The 16,401-nt window shown below is 56.3% G+C and carries 17 protein-coding genes and 1 other annotated feature; of the genes, 12 read left to right on the top strand and 5 right to left on the bottom strand.

Features of this window, described 5'->3' with window-relative positions:
- Positions 1-40 precede the first annotated feature (40 nt).
- Positions 41-688: a 2,3-diphosphoglycerate-dependent phosphoglycerate mutase GpmB gene (gene gpmB, locus ACMWKK_RS16030; RefSeq protein ID WP_013095504.1), complete on the top strand. Its 648-nt coding sequence runs from the start codon at positions 41-43 to the stop codon at positions 686-688.
- On the opposite strand, the gene robA is transcribed toward gpmB, so the two are convergent.
- Positions 685-1,554, bottom strand: coding sequence for an MDR efflux pump AcrAB transcriptional activator RobA (robA, locus tag ACMWKK_RS16025; RefSeq protein ID WP_045327609.1), 870 nt, complete (start codon positions 1,552-1,554; stop codon positions 685-687). The two genes, gpmB and robA, sit on opposite strands and share 4 nt — an antisense overlap.
- A 211-nt stretch (positions 1,555-1,765) precedes the next feature.
- Between robA and creA the strand changes: the two genes are divergently transcribed.
- On the top strand, positions 1,766-2,239 hold the full coding sequence (gene creA, locus ACMWKK_RS16020) for a protein CreA (RefSeq protein ID WP_045284830.1): 474 nt from the start codon (positions 1,766-1,768) through the stop codon (positions 2,237-2,239).
- Positions 2,240-2,286: 47 nt separating this feature from the next.
- Here the strand turns inward: creA and arcA are convergent, their stop codons facing one another.
- Positions 2,287-3,003 (bottom strand): two-component system response regulator ArcA, encoded by a 717-nt coding sequence (arcA, locus tag ACMWKK_RS16015; protein WP_003856501.1) that lies wholly within the window; start codon positions 3,001-3,003, stop codon positions 2,287-2,289.
- 95 nt (positions 3,004-3,098) lie between these two features.
- Here arcA and yjjY point away from each other — a divergent pair, with 95 nt between their 5' ends.
- The 7 genes from yjjY (at position 3,099) to ACMWKK_RS15980 (ending at position 9,935) form a co-directional block, all read left to right on the top strand.
- Positions 3,099-3,239, top strand: a complete 141-nt coding sequence (gene yjjY / locus ACMWKK_RS16010) for a protein YjjY (RefSeq protein WP_085928893.1) — start codon at positions 3,099-3,101, stop codon at positions 3,237-3,239.
- Positions 3,240-3,638: 399 nt separating this feature from the next.
- Positions 3,639-4,325 (top strand): tRNA/rRNA methyltransferase, encoded by a 687-nt coding sequence (locus tag ACMWKK_RS16005; protein WP_112781620.1) that lies wholly within the window; start codon positions 3,639-3,641, stop codon positions 4,323-4,325.
- A gap of 211 nt (positions 4,326-4,536) precedes the next feature.
- On the top strand, positions 4,537-4,605 hold the full coding sequence (gene thrL, locus ACMWKK_RS16000) for a thr operon leader peptide (protein WP_072039575.1): 69 nt from the start codon (positions 4,537-4,539) through the stop codon (positions 4,603-4,605).
- Positions 4,544-4,661 (top strand) — a sequence feature (Thr leader region). Its footprint overlaps the gene before it by 62 nt.
- Before the next feature lie 24 nt (positions 4,662-4,685).
- Complete coding sequence (thrA, locus tag ACMWKK_RS15995) at positions 4,686-7,148, top strand: bifunctional aspartate kinase/homoserine dehydrogenase I (RefSeq protein WP_112781621.1); 2,463 nt, start codon at positions 4,686-4,688, stop codon at positions 7,146-7,148.
- A 1-nt stretch (position 7,149) separates the two neighbouring features.
- Positions 7,150-8,079, top strand: a complete 930-nt coding sequence (thrB, locus tag ACMWKK_RS15990) for a homoserine kinase (protein WP_023310337.1) — start codon at positions 7,150-7,152, stop codon at positions 8,077-8,079.
- Positions 8,080-8,082: 3 nt separating this feature from the next.
- Entirely contained in the window at positions 8,083-9,369 is a 1,287-nt protein-coding gene (thrC, locus tag ACMWKK_RS15985; protein ID WP_045327615.1) for a threonine synthase, read from the top strand.
- Between the two features lie 263 nt (positions 9,370-9,632).
- Entirely contained in the window at positions 9,633-9,935 is a 303-nt protein-coding gene (locus ACMWKK_RS15980) for a DUF2502 domain-containing protein (protein WP_045327616.1), read from the top strand.
- A 33-nt stretch (positions 9,936-9,968) separates the two neighbouring features.
- On the opposite strand, the gene yaaA is transcribed toward ACMWKK_RS15980, so the two are convergent.
- On the bottom strand, positions 9,969-10,742 hold the full coding sequence (gene yaaA, locus ACMWKK_RS15975) for a peroxide stress protein YaaA (protein WP_112781622.1): 774 nt from the start codon (positions 10,740-10,742) through the stop codon (positions 9,969-9,971).
- 66 nt (positions 10,743-10,808) lie between these two features.
- Positions 10,809-12,239: an alanine/glycine:cation symporter family protein gene (locus tag ACMWKK_RS15970; RefSeq protein WP_045327619.1), complete on the bottom strand. Its 1,431-nt coding sequence runs from the start codon at positions 12,237-12,239 to the stop codon at positions 10,809-10,811.
- Between the two features lie 262 nt (positions 12,240-12,501).
- On the opposite strand from ACMWKK_RS15970, the gene tal reads away from it, so the two are divergent.
- The 3 genes from tal to ACMWKK_RS15955 all read left to right on the top strand — a co-directional run bounded on the left by tal (position 12,502) and on the right by ACMWKK_RS15955 (position 15,598).
- Entirely contained in the window at positions 12,502-13,455 is a 954-nt protein-coding gene (gene tal, locus ACMWKK_RS15965; protein WP_045327620.1) for a transaldolase, read from the top strand.
- A 110-nt stretch (positions 13,456-13,565) separates the two neighbouring features.
- Entirely contained in the window at positions 13,566-14,153 is a 588-nt protein-coding gene (gene mog, locus ACMWKK_RS15960; RefSeq protein WP_112781623.1) for a molybdopterin adenylyltransferase, read from the top strand.
- 122 nt (positions 14,154-14,275) lie between these two features.
- Positions 14,276-15,598 carry an MFS transporter gene (locus tag ACMWKK_RS15955; RefSeq protein WP_112781624.1) on the top strand — a complete coding sequence of 441 codons (1,323 nt, stop codon included), beginning with the start codon at positions 14,276-14,278 and terminating at the stop codon, positions 15,596-15,598.
- Here ACMWKK_RS15955 and satP read toward each other — a convergent pair.
- Positions 15,575-16,141, bottom strand: a complete 567-nt coding sequence (gene satP / locus ACMWKK_RS15950) for an acetate uptake transporter (RefSeq protein ID WP_112781625.1) — start codon at positions 16,139-16,141, stop codon at positions 15,575-15,577. The genes ACMWKK_RS15955 and satP overlap by 24 nt on opposite strands.
- Between the last annotated feature and the right edge of the window lie 260 nt (positions 16,142-16,401).

The following is a 16,401-nucleotide window of genomic DNA, read 5'->3' as shown; positions in this document are numbered from 1 at the left end:
GATTCAAAAAAAACTCATCGCAGTATAACGGAAAAAAAGCATGTTACAGGTATACCTTGTTCGCCACGGTGAAACGCAGTGGAACGCCGAGCGACGTATTCAAGGCCAGTCAGACAGTCCTCTCACTGAGAAGGGCGTGCAGCAAGCGTGGCAGGTGGCGGAGCGTGCCAGAACGCTGGGCATTACCCACGTGATTACCAGCGATTTAGGTCGCACACAGCAGACGGCGCGCATCATCGCAGATGCCTGCGGCTGTGACGTACTGCTTGAGCCGCGCCTGCGCGAGCTGGATATGGGCGTGCTGGAAAAACGCCATATCGATACGCTGACGGAAACGGAAGAGGGCTGGCGCCGCACGCTGGTGAACGGTACCGAAGATGGCCGCATTCCTGAAGGCGAATCCATGCAGGAGCTCAGCGTACGTATGCATGCCGCGCTGGCGGAATGCCTGAAGCTTCCGGCGGGAAGCCGTCCGCTGCTGGTGAGTCACGGGATTGCGTTGGGTTGCCTGGTGAGCACCATTCTGGGATTACCGGCTTACGCCGAGCGCCGTCTGCGTCTGCGCAACTGCTCTATTTCCCGCATTGATTATCAGGAAAGCGCATGGCTGGCATCGGGATGGGTCGTGGAGATGGCAGGGGACATTTCGCATCTTGATGCCCCTGCGCTTGATGAACTGCAGCGTTAACGACGTATCGGAATCAAGAATTCCATTCGCAGATTGATTGGGCCTTCTTCCGGTTTGGCATCCTGCGCCGGGTAGTAGCGCTCAATGTCCTGACCTTTACGGCGATTCAGATTCAGCATCGGCATGCAGGTCCCGTAAACGGTCAGGATAAACTCCTGAACGCCCGTTCCCAGACCTTCATAGGCGAACATCACGTATTCGCCGCCTTCCAGTACGACAGGCTTAGACCCCTGAACATACCCATTGGCCATATCTGGCGTCAGCGCGGTGGTGTAGAACACCTCCTGCTCGTCGTCCTTTTCCTGGCTCGGGTGCGTTTCGTTGAGGCCATACAGGATGGGCGGGATCGCCGGTGCGTGGCTCAGGAAATCGCGCCAGAACTGAACGCGCATCTGATGACGGAACTCGGAGATCTGCTCCAGGGAGCAGGAGTAGCTCTGGGTTGTACCGATCAGATGGGTTTCCGGCAGGGTAATAATTTCATACTTCGGCATCGCGAACTCGCCCAGACGCAGCGGCGGGCGCATGCCAAACGAGCTCCAGTCAGGCGAGCGGCGATACAGCGCAGGCGTTAACGAGAACTGTTTTTTAAAGGCGCGGGTGAACGTCTGCTGTGAATCGAAACGATACTGCAGGGCAATATCCAGAATCGGCCGCGCGGTCAGGCGCAATGCCACAGCAGATTTCGATAAACGACGCGCGCGAATATAGGCCCCGATAGCATGACCGGTGACATCCTTGAACATCCTTTGCAGATGCCACTTGGAATAGCCTGCTTTAGCCGCCACATTATCCAGTGACAAAGGCTGGTCGAGATGACCTTCCAGCCAGGTGAGCAGGTCGCGAATAATTCCAGCCTGATCCATATACTATCCTCATCCTTAAAACAGCAGGTGCCTGATAACAGGTTAGCGGATAATAGCATTTTTTGATGTTTTAGCATTCAGTGTTTTTTTTGCGCATTCATGCTTTTTGGCGCACATTACAGGCAGATATATTCTAATCCTGTGATCTTGCTACATTTTTGTCTAAAGTGTTGAATAATCGCTCAGTGTAATTTTAAAGAATGGTAACAATATGAAATACAAGACTTTGATCTTCACCGCGCTGATGCTGATGGTCGGGCGCGCTGCACAGGCGGAACAGATTGGTTCCGTCGATACCGTGTTCAAAATGTTTGGCCCGGACCACAAAATCGTGGTGGAGGCGTTTGACGATCCCGACGTGAAAAACGTCACCTGCTACGTCAGCCGCGCGAAAACGGGCGGTATCAAAGGCGGTTTGGGGCTGGCGGAAGACACCTCTGACGCGGCGATATCGTGTCAGCAGGTAGGGCCGGTTGAATTGAGCGATAAAATTAAAAACGGCAAAGCGCAGGGCGACGTGGTATTCCAGAAACGGACCTCGCTGGTGTTCAAAAAGCTGCAGGTGGTGCGCTTCTACGATGCCAAACGCAACACCCTGGCCTACCTCGCCTATTCAGACAAAGTGGTAGAGGGCTCACCGAAAAATGCGATCAGCGCGGTGCCGATTATGCCGTGGAGGGAATAAAAAAACGGCGCATAAGCGCCGTTTTTTATACTGCCTGACGTGCGGGATTACTCCTGCAGATCGCCGCAGAAACGGTACCCTTCGCCGTGGATCGTGGCGATGATTTCCGGCGTATCTGGCGTAGATTCGAAATGCTTACGAATACGACGGATGGTCACGTCTACGGTACGGTCGTGCGGCTTCAGCTCACGGCCGGTCATTTTCTTCAGCAGTTCTGCACGGGACTGAATTTTGCCCGGGTTTTCGCAGAAGTGCAGCATCGCGCGGAATTCACTGCGCGGCAGTTTATACTGCTCACCGTTCGGGCTAATCAGCGAACGGCTATTGATATCAAGTTCCCAGCCGTTGAATTTGTAGCTATCGACGCTACGACGCTCTTCGCTGACCGTACCCAGGTTCATGGTGCGGGACAGCAGGTTGCGTGCACGAATGGTTAACTCGCGTGGATTGAACGGCTTGGTGATGTAGTCATCCGCACCGATTTCCAGACCAAGAATTTTATCAACTTCGTTATCACGGCCCGTCAGGAACATTAACGCGACGTTCGCCTGCTCGCGCAGTTCGCGCGCCAGAAGAAGACCGTTTTTGCCCGGCAGGTTAATATCCATGATCACCAGGTTGATATCATTTTCAGAAAGGATCTGATGCATCTCTGCGCCATCGGTCGCTTCAAAGACATCGTAGCCTTCTGCTTCGAAAATGCTCTTTAACGTGTTGCGTGTTACCAACTCGTCTTCAACGATAAGAATGTGCGGGGTCTGCATGTTTGCTACCTAAATTGCCAACTAAATCGAAACAGGAAGTACAAAAGTCCCTGACCTGCCTGATGCATGTCGCAAATTAACATGATCGGCTTAACGTGACTAAAGTACGTAATTGCGTTCTTGATGCACTTTCCATCAACGTCAACAACATCATTAGCTTGGTCTTGGGTACTTTCCCTTTGGACCCGACAGTGTCAAAAACGGCTGTCATCCTAACCATTTTAACAGCAACATAACAGGCTAAGTGACACCAGACACCCAATAAAACTACGCTTCGTTGACATATATCAAGTTCAATTGTAGCACGTTAACAGTTTGATGAAATCATCGTAGCCGAATGCTAGCCTTTGTCACAATTTTTCAATAAACCAACTAGTTGCGGACATTGATTTATAAACGAAGCGAATCCAATCAGAATAGGGTATTCATATCGCTATTATCATTATAAAACATAGGGATAATAGTGTTCTGTTAACATTCTAACTGATTGTTCAGACAAGGAATAGTTTAGCGTTTTTAATTTGTTGTGAAACGCTATTTCGGTGATTTGTGTTGCAATTTTGTAAATTCGCGCTGCGTAATATGTTGAAGTGCATCACATTTTTACCGGCTAACTGATTAAAAAGAGAGCATAAATGCATCTGTCGATTGTACTGGTTGCCCCAGCGAGAGCAGAAAATATAGGCGCTGCCGCGCGCGCCATGAAGACCATGGGCTTTACCGATTTGCGTATTGTGGACAGCACGGCGCATCTGGAGCCCGCCGCCCGCTGGGTGGCGCACGGCTCGGGAGATATTCTCGATAATATAACCACTTACGCTACGCTTGCCGACGCGCTGCATGACATTTCGTTTACCGTGGCTACCACCGCACGCAGCCGGGCGAAGTTCCATTACTACGCCACGCCTGCCGAGCTGGTGCCGATGCTGGCAGAGAAAAGCCAGTGGCTGGAGAAAGCGGCGCTGGTATTTGGCCGCGAAGATTCCGGGCTCACCAACGAAGAGCTGGAACTGGCTGACGTTCTCACCGGTGCGCCGATGGTCGCGGATTATCCCTCCCTGAACTTAGGTCAGGCGGTCATGGTGTATTGCTATCAATTAGCATCCTTAATACAAATTCCCCAGCCGCAAAGTACAGGAACCGATGAAAACCAGCTGGCCGCACTTCGCGCTCGCGTGGATAAGCTGTTAGTGCATCTGGATGTCGCTGACGATCAAAAAATGGCCGACTGGCTGCACCAGCGTCTCGGGCGACTTGAGCAACGGGATACGGCAATGCTGCACCGTTTGCTGCATGACGTTGAAAAAAAATTAGCCGAGTAAAACACTGCCATAAGTTTTTACTATGGCGGATAAGTCTGTGTGTGTGGGTTGCATCTGGGGGAATCGGATGAAAATAAATCGTCAAACAGCGGGACGTAAGAGCTTCCCGAATTGTGATCAAATTAAAAATTCGTTGACTTAAGGTGCCCAATCCTTTAACCCTAAAAGAATACAGCACAGACAGATAATAATGACAGAGTACACAACATCCATGAAACGCATCAGCATCACCACCATTACCACAACCACCATCATTACCACAGGTAACGATGCGGGCTGACGCGTACAGGAAAAACAAAAAAAAGCCCGCACCTGAACAGTGCGGGCTTTTTTTTCGGCTAAAGGAAACGAGGTAGAACCATGCGAGTGTTGAAGTTCGGCGGTACATCAGTGGCAAATGCAGAGCGATTTCTGCGTGTTGCCGATATCCTGGAAAGCAACGCCAGGCAGGGGCAGGTTGCGACCGTGCTCTCTGCCCCGGCGAAAATCACGAACCATCTGGTGGCGATGATTGAAAAAACCATCGGTGGCCAGGATGCACTCCCGAACATCAGCGACGCAGAGCGTATTTTCGCTGACCTGCTGCAGGGGCTGGCAGAGGCGCTGCCCGGCTTCCCACATGCCCAGCTGAAGTCCTTCGTTGAGCAGGAATTCGCGCAAATCAAACACGTCCTTCACGGCATCAGCCTTCTCGGCCAGTGCCCGGACAGCGTCAACGCGGCGCTGATCTGCCGGGGCGAAAAACTCTCTATCGCCATCATGGCGGGCGTGCTGGAAGCGCGCGGCCATCGCGTGGCCGTGATCGATCCCGTTGAAAAACTGCTGGCGGTGGGCCACTACCTCGAATCCACCGTTGATATTGCCGAATCAACCCGCCGTATCGCCGCCAGCAAAATTCCCGCTGACCACATGATCCTGATGGCAGGCTTCACCGCCGGTAACGAGAAGGGCGAACTGGTGGTGCTGGGCCGTAACGGCTCCGACTACTCCGCCGCCGTGCTGGCTGCCTGCTTACGCGCGGACTGTTGTGAGATCTGGACTGATGTTGACGGGGTCTATACCTGCGACCCGCGCCAGGTACCGGACGCCAGGCTGCTGAAGTCGATGTCGTACCAGGAAGCGATGGAGCTTTCCTACTTCGGCGCCAAAGTGCTTCACCCGCGTACCATCTCCCCGATTGCCCAGTTCCAGATCCCTTGCCTCATTAAAAACACCGGTAACCCGCAGGCGCCGGGCACGCTGATTGGCGCGAGCACCGATGAGGACGGCCTGCCGGTGAAAGGTATCTCCAACCTGAATAACATGGCGATGTTCAGCGTCTCCGGCCCAGGAATGAAAGGGATGGTCGGCATGGCGGCGCGCGTCTTTGCGGCCATGTCCCGCAACGGGATCTCGGTGGTGCTGATCACCCAGTCCTCTTCCGAATACAGCATCAGCTTCTGCGTGCCGCAGGCTGACTGCCTGCGCGCCCGCCGCGCGCTCGAGGAAGAGTTCTATCTGGAGCTGAAAGAAGAACTGCTGGAGCCGCTCGCGATTCAGGAGCGTCTGGCAATTATCTCTGTCGTCGGCGACGGCATGCGCACCCTGCGCGGCATCTCCGCGAAGTTCTTTGCCGCGCTGGCGCGAGCCAATATTAACATCGTGGCGATTGCCCAGGGCTCGTCAGAGCGTTCAATCTCCGTGGTGGTGGATAACGACGATGCCACCACCGGCGTTCGTGTGGTTCACCAGATGCTGTTCAACACCGATCAGGTCATCGAGCTGTTCCTGATTGGCGTGGGCGGCGTAGGCGGCGCGCTGCTGGAGCAGGTGAAGCGCCAGCAGGCGTGGCTGAAGAAGAAACATATCGATCTGCGCGTCTGCGGCATCGCGAATTCCAAAGCGCTGCTGACCAACGTCCACGGCCTGAACCTGGAAAACTGGCAGACCGAGATGAGTGAGGCAAAAGAGCCGTTTAACCTGGGCCGCCTGATCCGTCTGGTAAAAGAGTATCACCTGCTTAACCCGGTGATCGTCGACTGTACCTCGAACCAGGCGGTGGCCGACCAGTACGCGGACTTCCTGCGCGAAGGTTTCCACGTGGTGACGCCGAACAAAAAGGCCAACACCTCGTCGATGGATTACTATCACCAGCTGCGCCTGGCGGCGAGCAAGTCGCGCCGCAAGTTCCTGTACGACACCAACGTGGGCGCGGGCCTGCCGGTTATCGAGAACCTGCAGAACCTGCTTAACGCGGGCGACGAGCTGCAGCGTTTCTCCGGCATTCTCTCCGGCTCCCTGTCGTTTATCTTCGGCAAGCTGGACGAGGGCATGAGCCTGTCGGAAGCGACCCGCGCCGCGCGCGAGCTGGGCTATACCGAGCCGGATCCGCGTGACGATCTCTCCGGTATGGACGTGGCGCGCAAGCTGCTGATCCTCGTGCGCGAAACGGGCCGCGAGCTGGAGCTTTCGGATATTGTGATTGAACCCGTGTTGCCAACCGAGTTTGACAGCAGCGGTGATGTCAGCACCTTTATGGCGAATTTACCCCAGCTTGACGATGCTTTTGCCGCGCGCGTGGCGAAAGCCCGTGATGAAGGTAAGGTATTGCGCTATGTTGGCAACATTGAAGAAGATGGCGTGTGCCGGGTGAAGATTGCTGAAGTGGACGGCAACGACCCGCTGTACAAAGTCAAAAACGGCGAAAACGCCCTCGCGTTTTACAGCCACTATTATCAGCCACTGCCGCTGGTGCTTCGCGGCTATGGCGCAGGGAACGATGTTACGGCGGCGGGTGTGTTTGCCGATCTGCTGCGCACCCTGTCATGGAAGTTAGGAGTTTAACATGGTCAAAGTTTATGCCCCGGCTTCCAGCGCGAATATGAGCGTCGGATTTGACGTGCTGGGCGCGGCGGTGACGCCGGTGGATGGTTCGCTGCTGGGCGATACGGTGACGGTGGAAGCGGCAGACAGCTTCAGCCTGAACAACGTGGGCCGCTTCGCCAGCAAGCTGCCGTCCGACCCGCGCGAGAATATCGTCTATCAGTGCTGGGAACGCTTCTGTCAGGAGATCGGCAAAAACGTGCCGGTTGCCATGACGCTGGAAAAAAGTATGCCGATCGGCTCGGGCCTGGGCTCCAGCGCCTGTTCGGTGGTCGCCGCGCTGGTGGCGATGAACGAGCACTGCGGCAAGCCGCTGAACAACAACCGCCTGCTGGGATTAATGGGCGAGCTGGAAGGGCGCATTTCCGGCAGCATTCACTATGACAACGTGGCACCGTGCTTCCTCGGCGGCATGCAGCTGATGATCGAAGAAAATGGCATCATCAGCCAGCAGGTGCCAGGGTTTGATGAGTGGCTTTGGGTGCTGGCCTATCCGGGCATTAAGGTGTCTACCGCGGAAGCGCGTGCGATCCTGCCCGCGCAGTATCGTCGTCAGGACTGTATCGCCCACGGGCGTCATCTGGCGGGCTTTATCCACGCCTGCTACACCCGTCAGCCGCAGCTGGCGGCCAAACTGATGAAGGACGTCATTGCCGAGCCGTACCGCACGAAGCTGCTGCCCGGCTTTAACGAAGCGCGACAGGCATCAATGGATATCGGCGCGCAGGCGTGCGGCATCTCCGGCTCCGGCCCGACGCTGTTCGCCCTTTGCGACAAGCCTGACACCGCGCAGCGCGTGGCGGACTGGCTCTCTAAACACTACCTGCAAAATCAGGAAGGCTTTGTTCATATTTGCCGTCTGGACACGGCTGGCGCACGAGTACTGGGATAATTAATGAAACTCTACAACCTTAAAGATCATAACGAGCAGGTCAGCTTCGCGCAGGCGGTGACTCAGGGACTGGGCAAAAATCAGGGGCTGTTTTTCCCGCACGACCTGCCGGAATTCCAGCTGACCGAGATCGACGAGCTGCTGAAGCAGGACTTTGTCACGCGCAGCACCAAAATTCTCTCTGCGTTTATCGGTGACGAAATCCCGCAGGCGCTGCTGGAAGAGCGCGTGCGCGCGGCGTTTGCGTTCCCTGCGCCGGTTCAGCAGGTGGAGCCTGACGTTGGCTGCCTGGAGCTGTTCCACGGCCCAACCCTGGCGTTTAAAGACTTCGGCGGCCGCTTTATGGCGCAGATGCTGACCCACATCAGCGGCGACAAGCCGGTGACCATTCTGACCGCTACCTCCGGCGATACCGGCGCGGCGGTGGCCCACGCGTTCTACGGCCTGAAAAACGTCCGCGTGGTGATCCTGTATCCGAAAGGCAAAATCAGCCCGCTGCAGGAGAAACTGTTCTGCACCCTCGGCGGCAACATTGAAACCGTCGCCATCGACGGCGATTTCGATGCCTGCCAGGCGCTGGTCAAGCAGGCCTTCGACGACGAAGAGCTGAAGGTGGCCCTGGGTCTGAACTCCGCCAACTCCATCAACATCAGCCGTCTGCTGGCGCAGATTTGCTACTACTTCGAAGCGGTGGCGCAGCTGCCGCAGGAAGCGCGCAACCAGCTGGTGATCTCCGTGCCGAGCGGTAACTTCGGCGATCTGACGGCGGGCCTGCTGGCGAAGTCCCTGGGGCTGCCGGTGAAGCGCTTTATCGCCGCCACCAACGCCAACGACACCGTGCCGCGCTTCCTGAAGGACGGGAAGTGGGCGCCGAACGCCACGCAGGCGACGCTCTCCAACGCGATGGACGTGTCCCAGCCGAACAACTGGCCGCGCGTGGAAGAGCTGTTCCGCCGTAAGATCTGGCGTCTGGGTGACCTGGGCTACGCAGCGGTGACGGATGAGACCACCAAAGCGACGATGCGCGAGCTGAAGGCGGTGGGGTATACCTCTGAGCCGCACGCGGCGATTGCCTACCGCGCGCTGCGCGACCAGCTTAACCCGGGTGAATATGGTCTGTTCCTCGGCACCGCGCATCCGGCGAAGTTCAAAGAGAGCGTGGAAGCGATCCTCGGCGAAACGCTGCCGCTGCCGAAAGAGCTGGCCGAGCGTGCCGACCTGCCGCTGCTGTCTCATGAGCTGCCGGCAGACTTTGCCGCGCTGCGTAAGCTGATGATGACCCGCGCGTGATGTTTTGTCGGGTGGCGCTTCGCTTACCCGACCTACAACGGCTCAGAATGTAGGCCGGGTAAGCGCAGCGTCACCCGGCAACAGCAGCACTCACCCGGCTTTTTTGTGAAGAAATTAAGGAGAAAAATAGCAGGGAAAAAGCAGAAATTCCCAATAAATGCGGTCACTTAGCGTTTAGGATTGCAGAGAATAACATCCCCCGTTCCCCTCGCGTAATCTCCTTACATCGGCCCACGCTGGGCAATGTTAATAAGGAGTCACCGATGTCTACACTGAAACCTGTGCTGATTGCGCTTTCACTGATGCTGGTCGCTCCCATGGCGGTACAGGCATCTGAAATCACCCTCGTCCCTGCGGTCAAACTGCAGATTGGCGACCAGGATAACAACGGGCACTACTGGGACGGCGGCCGCTGGCGCGACCATGACTGGTGGAAGGCGCACTATGACTGGCGCGATAACCACTGGCGTCCACATGATGAGCATCGTAAACATGACGATCGTCATGATGACCATCATCACGATGACCACCGCGACGATCGCGGCCCGGACTGGAAACACCACTAATGCAAAACCCCGCCAGCAGGCGGGGTTTGTTTTTTACTGCTCGTGGCGCTTAAACACCAGCTCACCTTTCCCTGACGACGCTTCGTCAAAGAAATAGCCTTCGCTGTTAAATCCGGTCAGCTGTTCCGGCTTCGTCAGGCGGTTCTGGATGATGTAGCGGCTCATCAGGCCGCGCGCTTTCTTGGCGTAGAAGCTGATCACTTTGAACTTGCCGTTCTTCTCGTCGAGGAATACCGGCTTGATGATTTCGGCATCCAGTTTTTTCGGCTTCACCGACCTGTAGTATTCATCTGACGCCAGGTTAATCACTACGTTATCGCCCTGGGCGCGCAGCGCCGCATTCAGCTTGTCGGTAATGATATCGCCCCAGAAGTGGTACAGATCTTTGCCTTTGGCATTCTCCAGGCGAATCCCCATCTCCAGACGGTACGGCTGCATCAGATCCAGCGGGCGCAGTACGCCGTACAGGCCCGAGAGCATGCGCAGATGCTGCTGGGCAAAATCGAAATCGGCTTCGCTAAAATCTTCCGCCTGCAGGCCTGTGTAAACATCGCCCTTAAACGCCAGAATCGCCTGACGAGCGTTAGACGGGGTGAAATCCGGGTGCCAGTCGTGAAAGCGGGTCGCGTTAAGATCGGCCAGCTTGTCGCTGATGCTCATCAGCGAGGCGATTTGCGGCGCGGAGAGCTTGCGCGCTTCGCGGATCAGCTGTTGGGAATAGTCCAGCAGTTCAGGCTGGGTATAGCGCTCGGTGGCGAGCGGGCTCTGGTAGTCGAGCGTTTTTGCAGGTGAAATCAGAATCAGCATATCCAGTCCTTGCAGGAAATTTAGAGCGACTTTAGCAAAAAATCGCCCTGGATTGATCGATAGCTGTTATTGCCGGGGCAAATCATCCCACGTGCCGGGGGCAAGCTGCGCCTTAATATCGGGATAGCGGGCGGGATCAAAGACCGGCGGAACGCCGAGTTTGCGCTGACGCAGATAGTCTCTGGCAATCAGGCTCACCACGGGGGAGAGCAGCAGGATCGCCGTGAGGTTCGTGATCGCCATCAGCGCCATAATGATATCGGCCAGCTGCCAGACCAGCGGCATACTGAGCAGGGAGCCTGCTATTACCATCAGTATGACCCCCAGGCGCAGCGTCCCGATGGCGGCGCGGGAGTCGAGCTTCAGGAAAATAAGGTTATTTTCAGCGTAGAGGTAGTTCACCACAATCGAACTGAAGGCAAACAATGTCAGGATGAGCGAGACAAATCCTGCTCCCCAGCCGCCCGTCAGGTTCACCAGCGCCTGCTGGAGAAGCTGTATCCCGGCGGTGCCAGAGGAATGCGGCACGGGGCCTGCCAGCAGCAAAATCATGGCGCTGGCGGAACAGATGATAATGGTATCGGTAAAGACGCCAATCATCTGCACAATGCCCTGCGCGGCCGGGTGCGGCGGCCAGGAAGCGGCTGCGGCGGCCGCGTTAGGGGTTGACCCCATACCGGCTTCATTGGAGAACATGCCGCGCTGGAAACCCGCCATCAGCGCCTGGCTGAAGGTGTAGCCCAGCGCCCCGGAGGCCACCTCGCGCCAGCCAAAGGCGCTTTTGACGATGGTCGCCATCACACCCGGCACCAGGTCGATATGCAGTGCGGCGACGAACAGGCTCGCGACAACCCAGAGCAGCGCCATGATGGGAACCAGCCACTGCATCAGGCGGGCGATGCCCTTGAGACCGGCAGATATGGTGAGCAGTACGACGAGGGCTAAAACGAGACCGGCGAGCCACTCCGGGCAGGAGAAGGCGTAGCTCAGGGCATGGGCGACCGAGTTCGCCTGGACGGTATTAAAAATAAGACCGTACGCGAGCAGTAAAAAAAGCGAGAACAGGATGCCCATCCAGCGCATGCCTAAGCCACGCGCCATGTACCAGGCGGGACCGCCGCGAAACTGTCCGCTTTTATCCTTCTCTTTGTAGAGTTGCGCCAGCGAACTTTCGGCAAAGGAGGTGGCCATCCCGAGTAGCGCCGTCACCCACATCCAGAAGACCGCGCCAGGCCCGCCGGCGCTGATGGCGAGCGCAACGCCCGCCAGATTGCCGCTGCCGAGGCGTGCCGCCAGGCTGGTGCAGAGCGCCTGAAACGACGTTAATCCGCCCGGCTGGGGCGTGACGCTGTTTTTCAGACTTCTGCCAAACTTGCGGATATAGCGAAACTGGATAAACCCGCTGCGTAGCGTAAACCAGAGACCTGCTCCCAGAAGCAGGTAAATCATTATCGAACCCCAGAGGACTTCGTTAATAAAGAAAAAGAAATCAGGCATTAACGTCCCTCTTGTTGATGCCAACGTGAATATGTAAGCGCTACCACTGATTGGGCATGCTGTTGCTTAGCAGCCTGTTAATATTTCCAGTTTATCATACTCTGCCTAAGCGCACTGTCTGCGGTTGCGCTACCCCTCCGTCGTGTTATCATCAGGGCAGACCGGTTACATCCCCCTAACAAGTAAACCTGTCATTTTTCCGCTGCAGGCATGCTGTCGGTAGCGTGAATTATCCAGGGCACGTTAAAAGAGAAACACTATCATGACGGATAAATTGACCTCCCTTCGTCAGTTCACCACTGTCGTAGCTGACACCGGAGATATCGCGGCAATGAAGCTGTACCAGCCGCAGGATGCCACAACCAACCCTTCTCTGATCCTTAACGCCGCACAGATCCCTGAGTATCGCAAACTGATTGACGACGCAGTGACCTGGGCGAAAGCACAGAGCAACGACCGCGCGCAGCAGATTGTGGATGCCACCGACAAGCTGGCCGTGAACATCGGTCTGGAAATCCTGAAGCTGGTTCCTGGCCGTATCTCTACCGAAGTGGATGCGCGTCTCTCCTACGACACCGAAGCGTCTATCGCGAAAGCGAAACGTCTGATCAAACTGTACAACGACGCGGGCATCAGCAACGACCGTATCCTGATCAAACTGGCTTCCACCTGGCAGGGTATCCGCGCGGCCGAGCAGCTGGAAAAAGACGGTATCAACTGTAACCTGACCCTGCTGTTCTCCTTCGCGCAGGCGCGTGCATGTGCAGAAGCGGGCGTATACCTGATTTCTCCGTTCGTGGGCCGTATTCTGGACTGGTACAAAGCCAACACCGATAAGAAAGAGTACGCACCAGCTGAAGATCCAGGCGTGGTTTCTGTGACTGAAATCTACGAATACTACAAACAGCACGGCTATGAGACCGTGGTTATGGGCGCAAGCTTCCGTAACGTCGGTGAAATCATCGAGCTGGCTGGCTGTGACCGCCTGACCATCGCGCCTGCGCTGCTGAAAGAGCTGGCAGAGAGCGAAGGGACGATCGAGCGTAAGCTGTCCTACACCGGTGAAGTGAAAGCGCGCCCAGAGCGCATCACGGAATCCGAGTTCCTGTGGCAGCACAACCAGGATCCAATGGCTGTAGACAAGCTGGCGGACGGTATCCGCAAGTTTGCTGTTGACCAGGGCAAACTGGAAAAAATGATCGGCGACCTGCTGTAATCATTCCGCGTGACCGGGCTTCCGGTCCCGCGACTGCTTTCCCACCCTGTCTGAATCCCCTCTCTGCGTGTATCATTCCCTTTAATCAGTACTCTTTGAATGGAATGAATATGAATACCTTACGCATCGGCTTAGTGTCGATTTCTGACCGCGCCTCCAGCGGCATTTACCAGGATAAAGGCATCCCCGCTCTGGAAGAGTGGCTTGCCAGCGCGCTGACCTCCCCGTTTGAGATCCAGACGCGTCTGATCCCTGACGAACAGCCGATCATCGAGCAGACGCTTTGCGAGCTGGTGGATGAGATGAGCTGCCACCTTGTGCTGACGACGGGCGGAACCGGCCCCGCGCGCCGCGACGTGACGCCGGACGCAACGCTGGCTATCGCCGACCGCGAAATGCCGGGCTTCGGTGAACAGATGCGCCAGATCGGTCTACACTTTGTTCCGACGGCGATTCTTTCCCGCCAGGTAGGGGTGATCCGCAAGCAGGCGTTGATTCTGAACCTGCCGGGCCAGCCGAAGTCGATCAAAGAGACGCTGGAAGGCCTGAAAGGGGAGGATGGTAGCGTCATTGTTCACGGCATCTTTGCAAGTGTACCGTATTGTATACAGCTGCTTGACGGTCCGTATGTCGAAACCGATGAGAAAGTGGTAGCAGCTTTTCGTCCTAAAAACGCACGTCGCGAAACAATCTCCTGAAATTAATCAATATGTGACATTAGCTGAAGCGGCGATAGCGTGGTAGCGCTTTTACGGTATAGTAATTTTTTCTTTACGATTGCTGTAAAAATAAATCCACAATAAACGCATAATGGTTCGCTATGTCACATAACACCCGACCTCTGAATCGACAGGATTACAAAACCCTTACGCTCGCGGCCCTGGGCGGCGCGCTGGAGTTTTACGACTTTATCATCTTCGTCTTCTTCGCCGCCGTGGTGGGGGAGCTCTTCTTCCCGGCGGATATCCCTGAGTGGCTGCGTCAGGTACAAACCTTCGGCATATTTGCCGCCGGGTATCTGGCGCGTCCGCTTGGCGGCATCATCATGGCCCACTTTGGCGATCTGGTCGGGCGCAAGAAGATGTTTACCCTCAGCATCCTGCTGATGGCCGTGCCGACGCTGGCGATTGGTCTGCTGCCCACCTATGCCTCAATGGGCATTCTCGCGCCGCTGCTGCTGTTGCTGATGCGCGTTCTCCAGGGCGCGGCGATAGGCGGTGAAGTGCCGGGCGCGTGGGTGTTTGTCGCGGAGCATGTTCCGGCGCGCCGCATTGGTATCGCCTGCGGAACCTTAACCGCGGGGCTGACCGTCGGGATCCTGCTCGGTTCGGTGGTCGCAACGATTGTGAACACCAGCATGACGCAGCAGGCCGTACACGACTGGGGCTGGCGGATTCCGTTCCTGCTGGGCGGGGCGTTTGGCCTGGTCGCGATGTACCTGCGCCGCTGGCTGCAGGAGACGCCGATTTTCCTCGAGATGCAGCAGCGTAAGGCGCTGGCGCAGGAGCTGCCGGTGAAGGCGGTGGTGGTCCGCCATAAAAAAGCGGTGGTAGTGTCGATGCTGCTCACCTGGCTACTCTCGGCGGGCATCGTGGTGGTGATATTGATGTCCCCGGTGTGGCTGCAAAAGCAGTACGGTTTCGCCCCTGCCGTGACGCTACAGGCGAACAGCATTGCGACAATCATGCTCTGCTTTGGCTGTCTGGCCGCCGGGCTGGCGGCCGATCGTTTCGGTGCCAGCGTCACCTTTATCGTCGGCAGCCTGCTGCTGGCCGCATCAAGCTGGGCGTTTTACCATCTGGCGGGCAGCCATCCTGAACAGCTGTTCCTGCTGTACGGCGCGGTTGGGCTGTGCGTGGGCGTTGTCGGCGCGGTGCCGTACGTGATGGTTCGCGCGTTCCCACCTGAGGTGCGCTTCACTGGGATCTCTTTTTCCTACAACGTGTCGTATGCCATTTTCGGTGGGCTGACGCCGATTGCGGTGACGGTGCTGATGGGCGTGTCTCCCATGGCTCCGGCCTGGTACGTGCTGGCGCTCTCGCTGATGGGGCTGGGATTAGGATTTTGGCTTCGTCAGGCGGGGGGATGTCGTGCCCGCGAGGCGGACACGACAGAGGGATCAGTGTTTTTCACCAATCGGTAGAACGGTACGGTCAAACTGCTCGTTCAGCACTTCACCCATTGCGAGGTAGATAGCGCTTGCGCCGCAAACCAGACCAATCCAGCCTGCTACGTGAACGATGCCTTCGTTATCCACCAGGTGACCGATCGCCAGCAGGGCGAACAGGACGGTCAGGCTCAGGAAAACGAACTGCAGCATGCGGTTACCTTTCAGGGTACCGAAGAACATGAACAGGGTGAAGACGCCCCACAGGCCCAGGTAAACGCCCAGGAAGTGGGCGTTTGCCGCGTCTGCCATGCCCATTTTTGGCAGAAGCAGAATGGCGACCAGGGTCAGCCAGAAAGAACCGTAAGAGGTGAAGGCGGTTAAGCCGAAGGTGTTGCCTTTCTTATATTCCAGCAGGCCCGCGAAAATTTGCGCGATACCGCCGTAAAAAATGCCCATCGCCAGGATGATGCCATCCATCGGGAATATCCCGATATTGTGCAGGTTTAGCAGGATAGTGGTCATGCCAAAACCCATCAGGCCCAGCGGAGCCGGATTAGCCAACTTAGTGTTGCCCATAAGTCCTCAAAAAAATCATCATTAATATGGTGAAATGGTTAAACCCGCGTCAGTTCTCCCTGACGGGGCGCGGCATCATAATGGGCGCAATTGATGGCGTCTATGATCTCATCAGGGTGAAATTAAAATTTTTTTTATGCTTGCCCCTTGATGGATGCCGCCGCGACCCCATCTTGTAGTCAACCGCAGTGTGTGGACCTGAAAAAAATCAAATCTGGGCAGTTGAAAAAGCACGTTCTGCCCTTATTACAGGTACACAA

This window comes from Enterobacter sp. 01-M-03-SI-ECC, assembly GCF_047530215.1.
In the GTDB taxonomy this organism is placed as follows: Bacteria; Pseudomonadota; Gammaproteobacteria; order Enterobacterales; family Enterobacteriaceae; genus Enterobacter; species Enterobacter chengduensis.
The sequence above is the reverse complement of the archived record's forward strand: the minus strand, read 5'-3'. Positions and strand labels throughout refer to the sequence as shown.

Coding starts and splice junctions, on each gene's coding strand:
- gpmB (WP_013095504.1), top strand. CDS start 41: ATGTTACAGGTATACCTTGTTCGCCACGGTGAAACGCAGTGGAACGCC.
- robA (WP_045327609.1), bottom strand. CDS start 1,554: ATGGATCAGGCTGGAATTATTCGCGACCTGCTCACCTGGCTGGAAGGT.
- creA (WP_045284830.1), top strand. CDS start 1,766: ATGAAATACAAGACTTTGATCTTCACCGCGCTGATGCTGATGGTCGGG.
- arcA (WP_003856501.1), bottom strand. CDS start 3,003: ATGCAGACCCCGCACATTCTTATCGTTGAAGACGAGTTGGTAACACGC.
- ACMWKK_RS16005 (WP_112781620.1), top strand. CDS start 3,639: ATGCATCTGTCGATTGTACTGGTTGCCCCAGCGAGAGCAGAAAATATA.
- thrA (WP_112781621.1), top strand. CDS start 4,686: ATGCGAGTGTTGAAGTTCGGCGGTACATCAGTGGCAAATGCAGAGCGA.
- thrB (WP_023310337.1), top strand. CDS start 7,150: ATGGTCAAAGTTTATGCCCCGGCTTCCAGCGCGAATATGAGCGTCGGA.
- thrC (WP_045327615.1), top strand. CDS start 8,083: ATGAAACTCTACAACCTTAAAGATCATAACGAGCAGGTCAGCTTCGCG.
- ACMWKK_RS15980 (WP_045327616.1), top strand. CDS start 9,633: ATGTCTACACTGAAACCTGTGCTGATTGCGCTTTCACTGATGCTGGTC.
- yaaA (WP_112781622.1), bottom strand. CDS start 10,742: ATGCTGATTCTGATTTCACCTGCAAAAACGCTCGACTACCAGAGCCCG.
- ACMWKK_RS15970 (WP_045327619.1), bottom strand. CDS start 12,239: ATGCCTGATTTCTTTTTCTTTATTAACGAAGTCCTCTGGGGTTCGATA.
- tal (WP_045327620.1), top strand. CDS start 12,502: ATGACGGATAAATTGACCTCCCTTCGTCAGTTCACCACTGTCGTAGCT.
- mog (WP_112781623.1), top strand. CDS start 13,566: ATGAATACCTTACGCATCGGCTTAGTGTCGATTTCTGACCGCGCCTCC.
- ACMWKK_RS15955 (WP_112781624.1), top strand. CDS start 14,276: ATGTCACATAACACCCGACCTCTGAATCGACAGGATTACAAAACCCTT.
- satP (WP_112781625.1), bottom strand. CDS start 16,141: ATGGGCAACACTAAGTTGGCTAATCCGGCTCCGCTGGGCCTGATGGGT.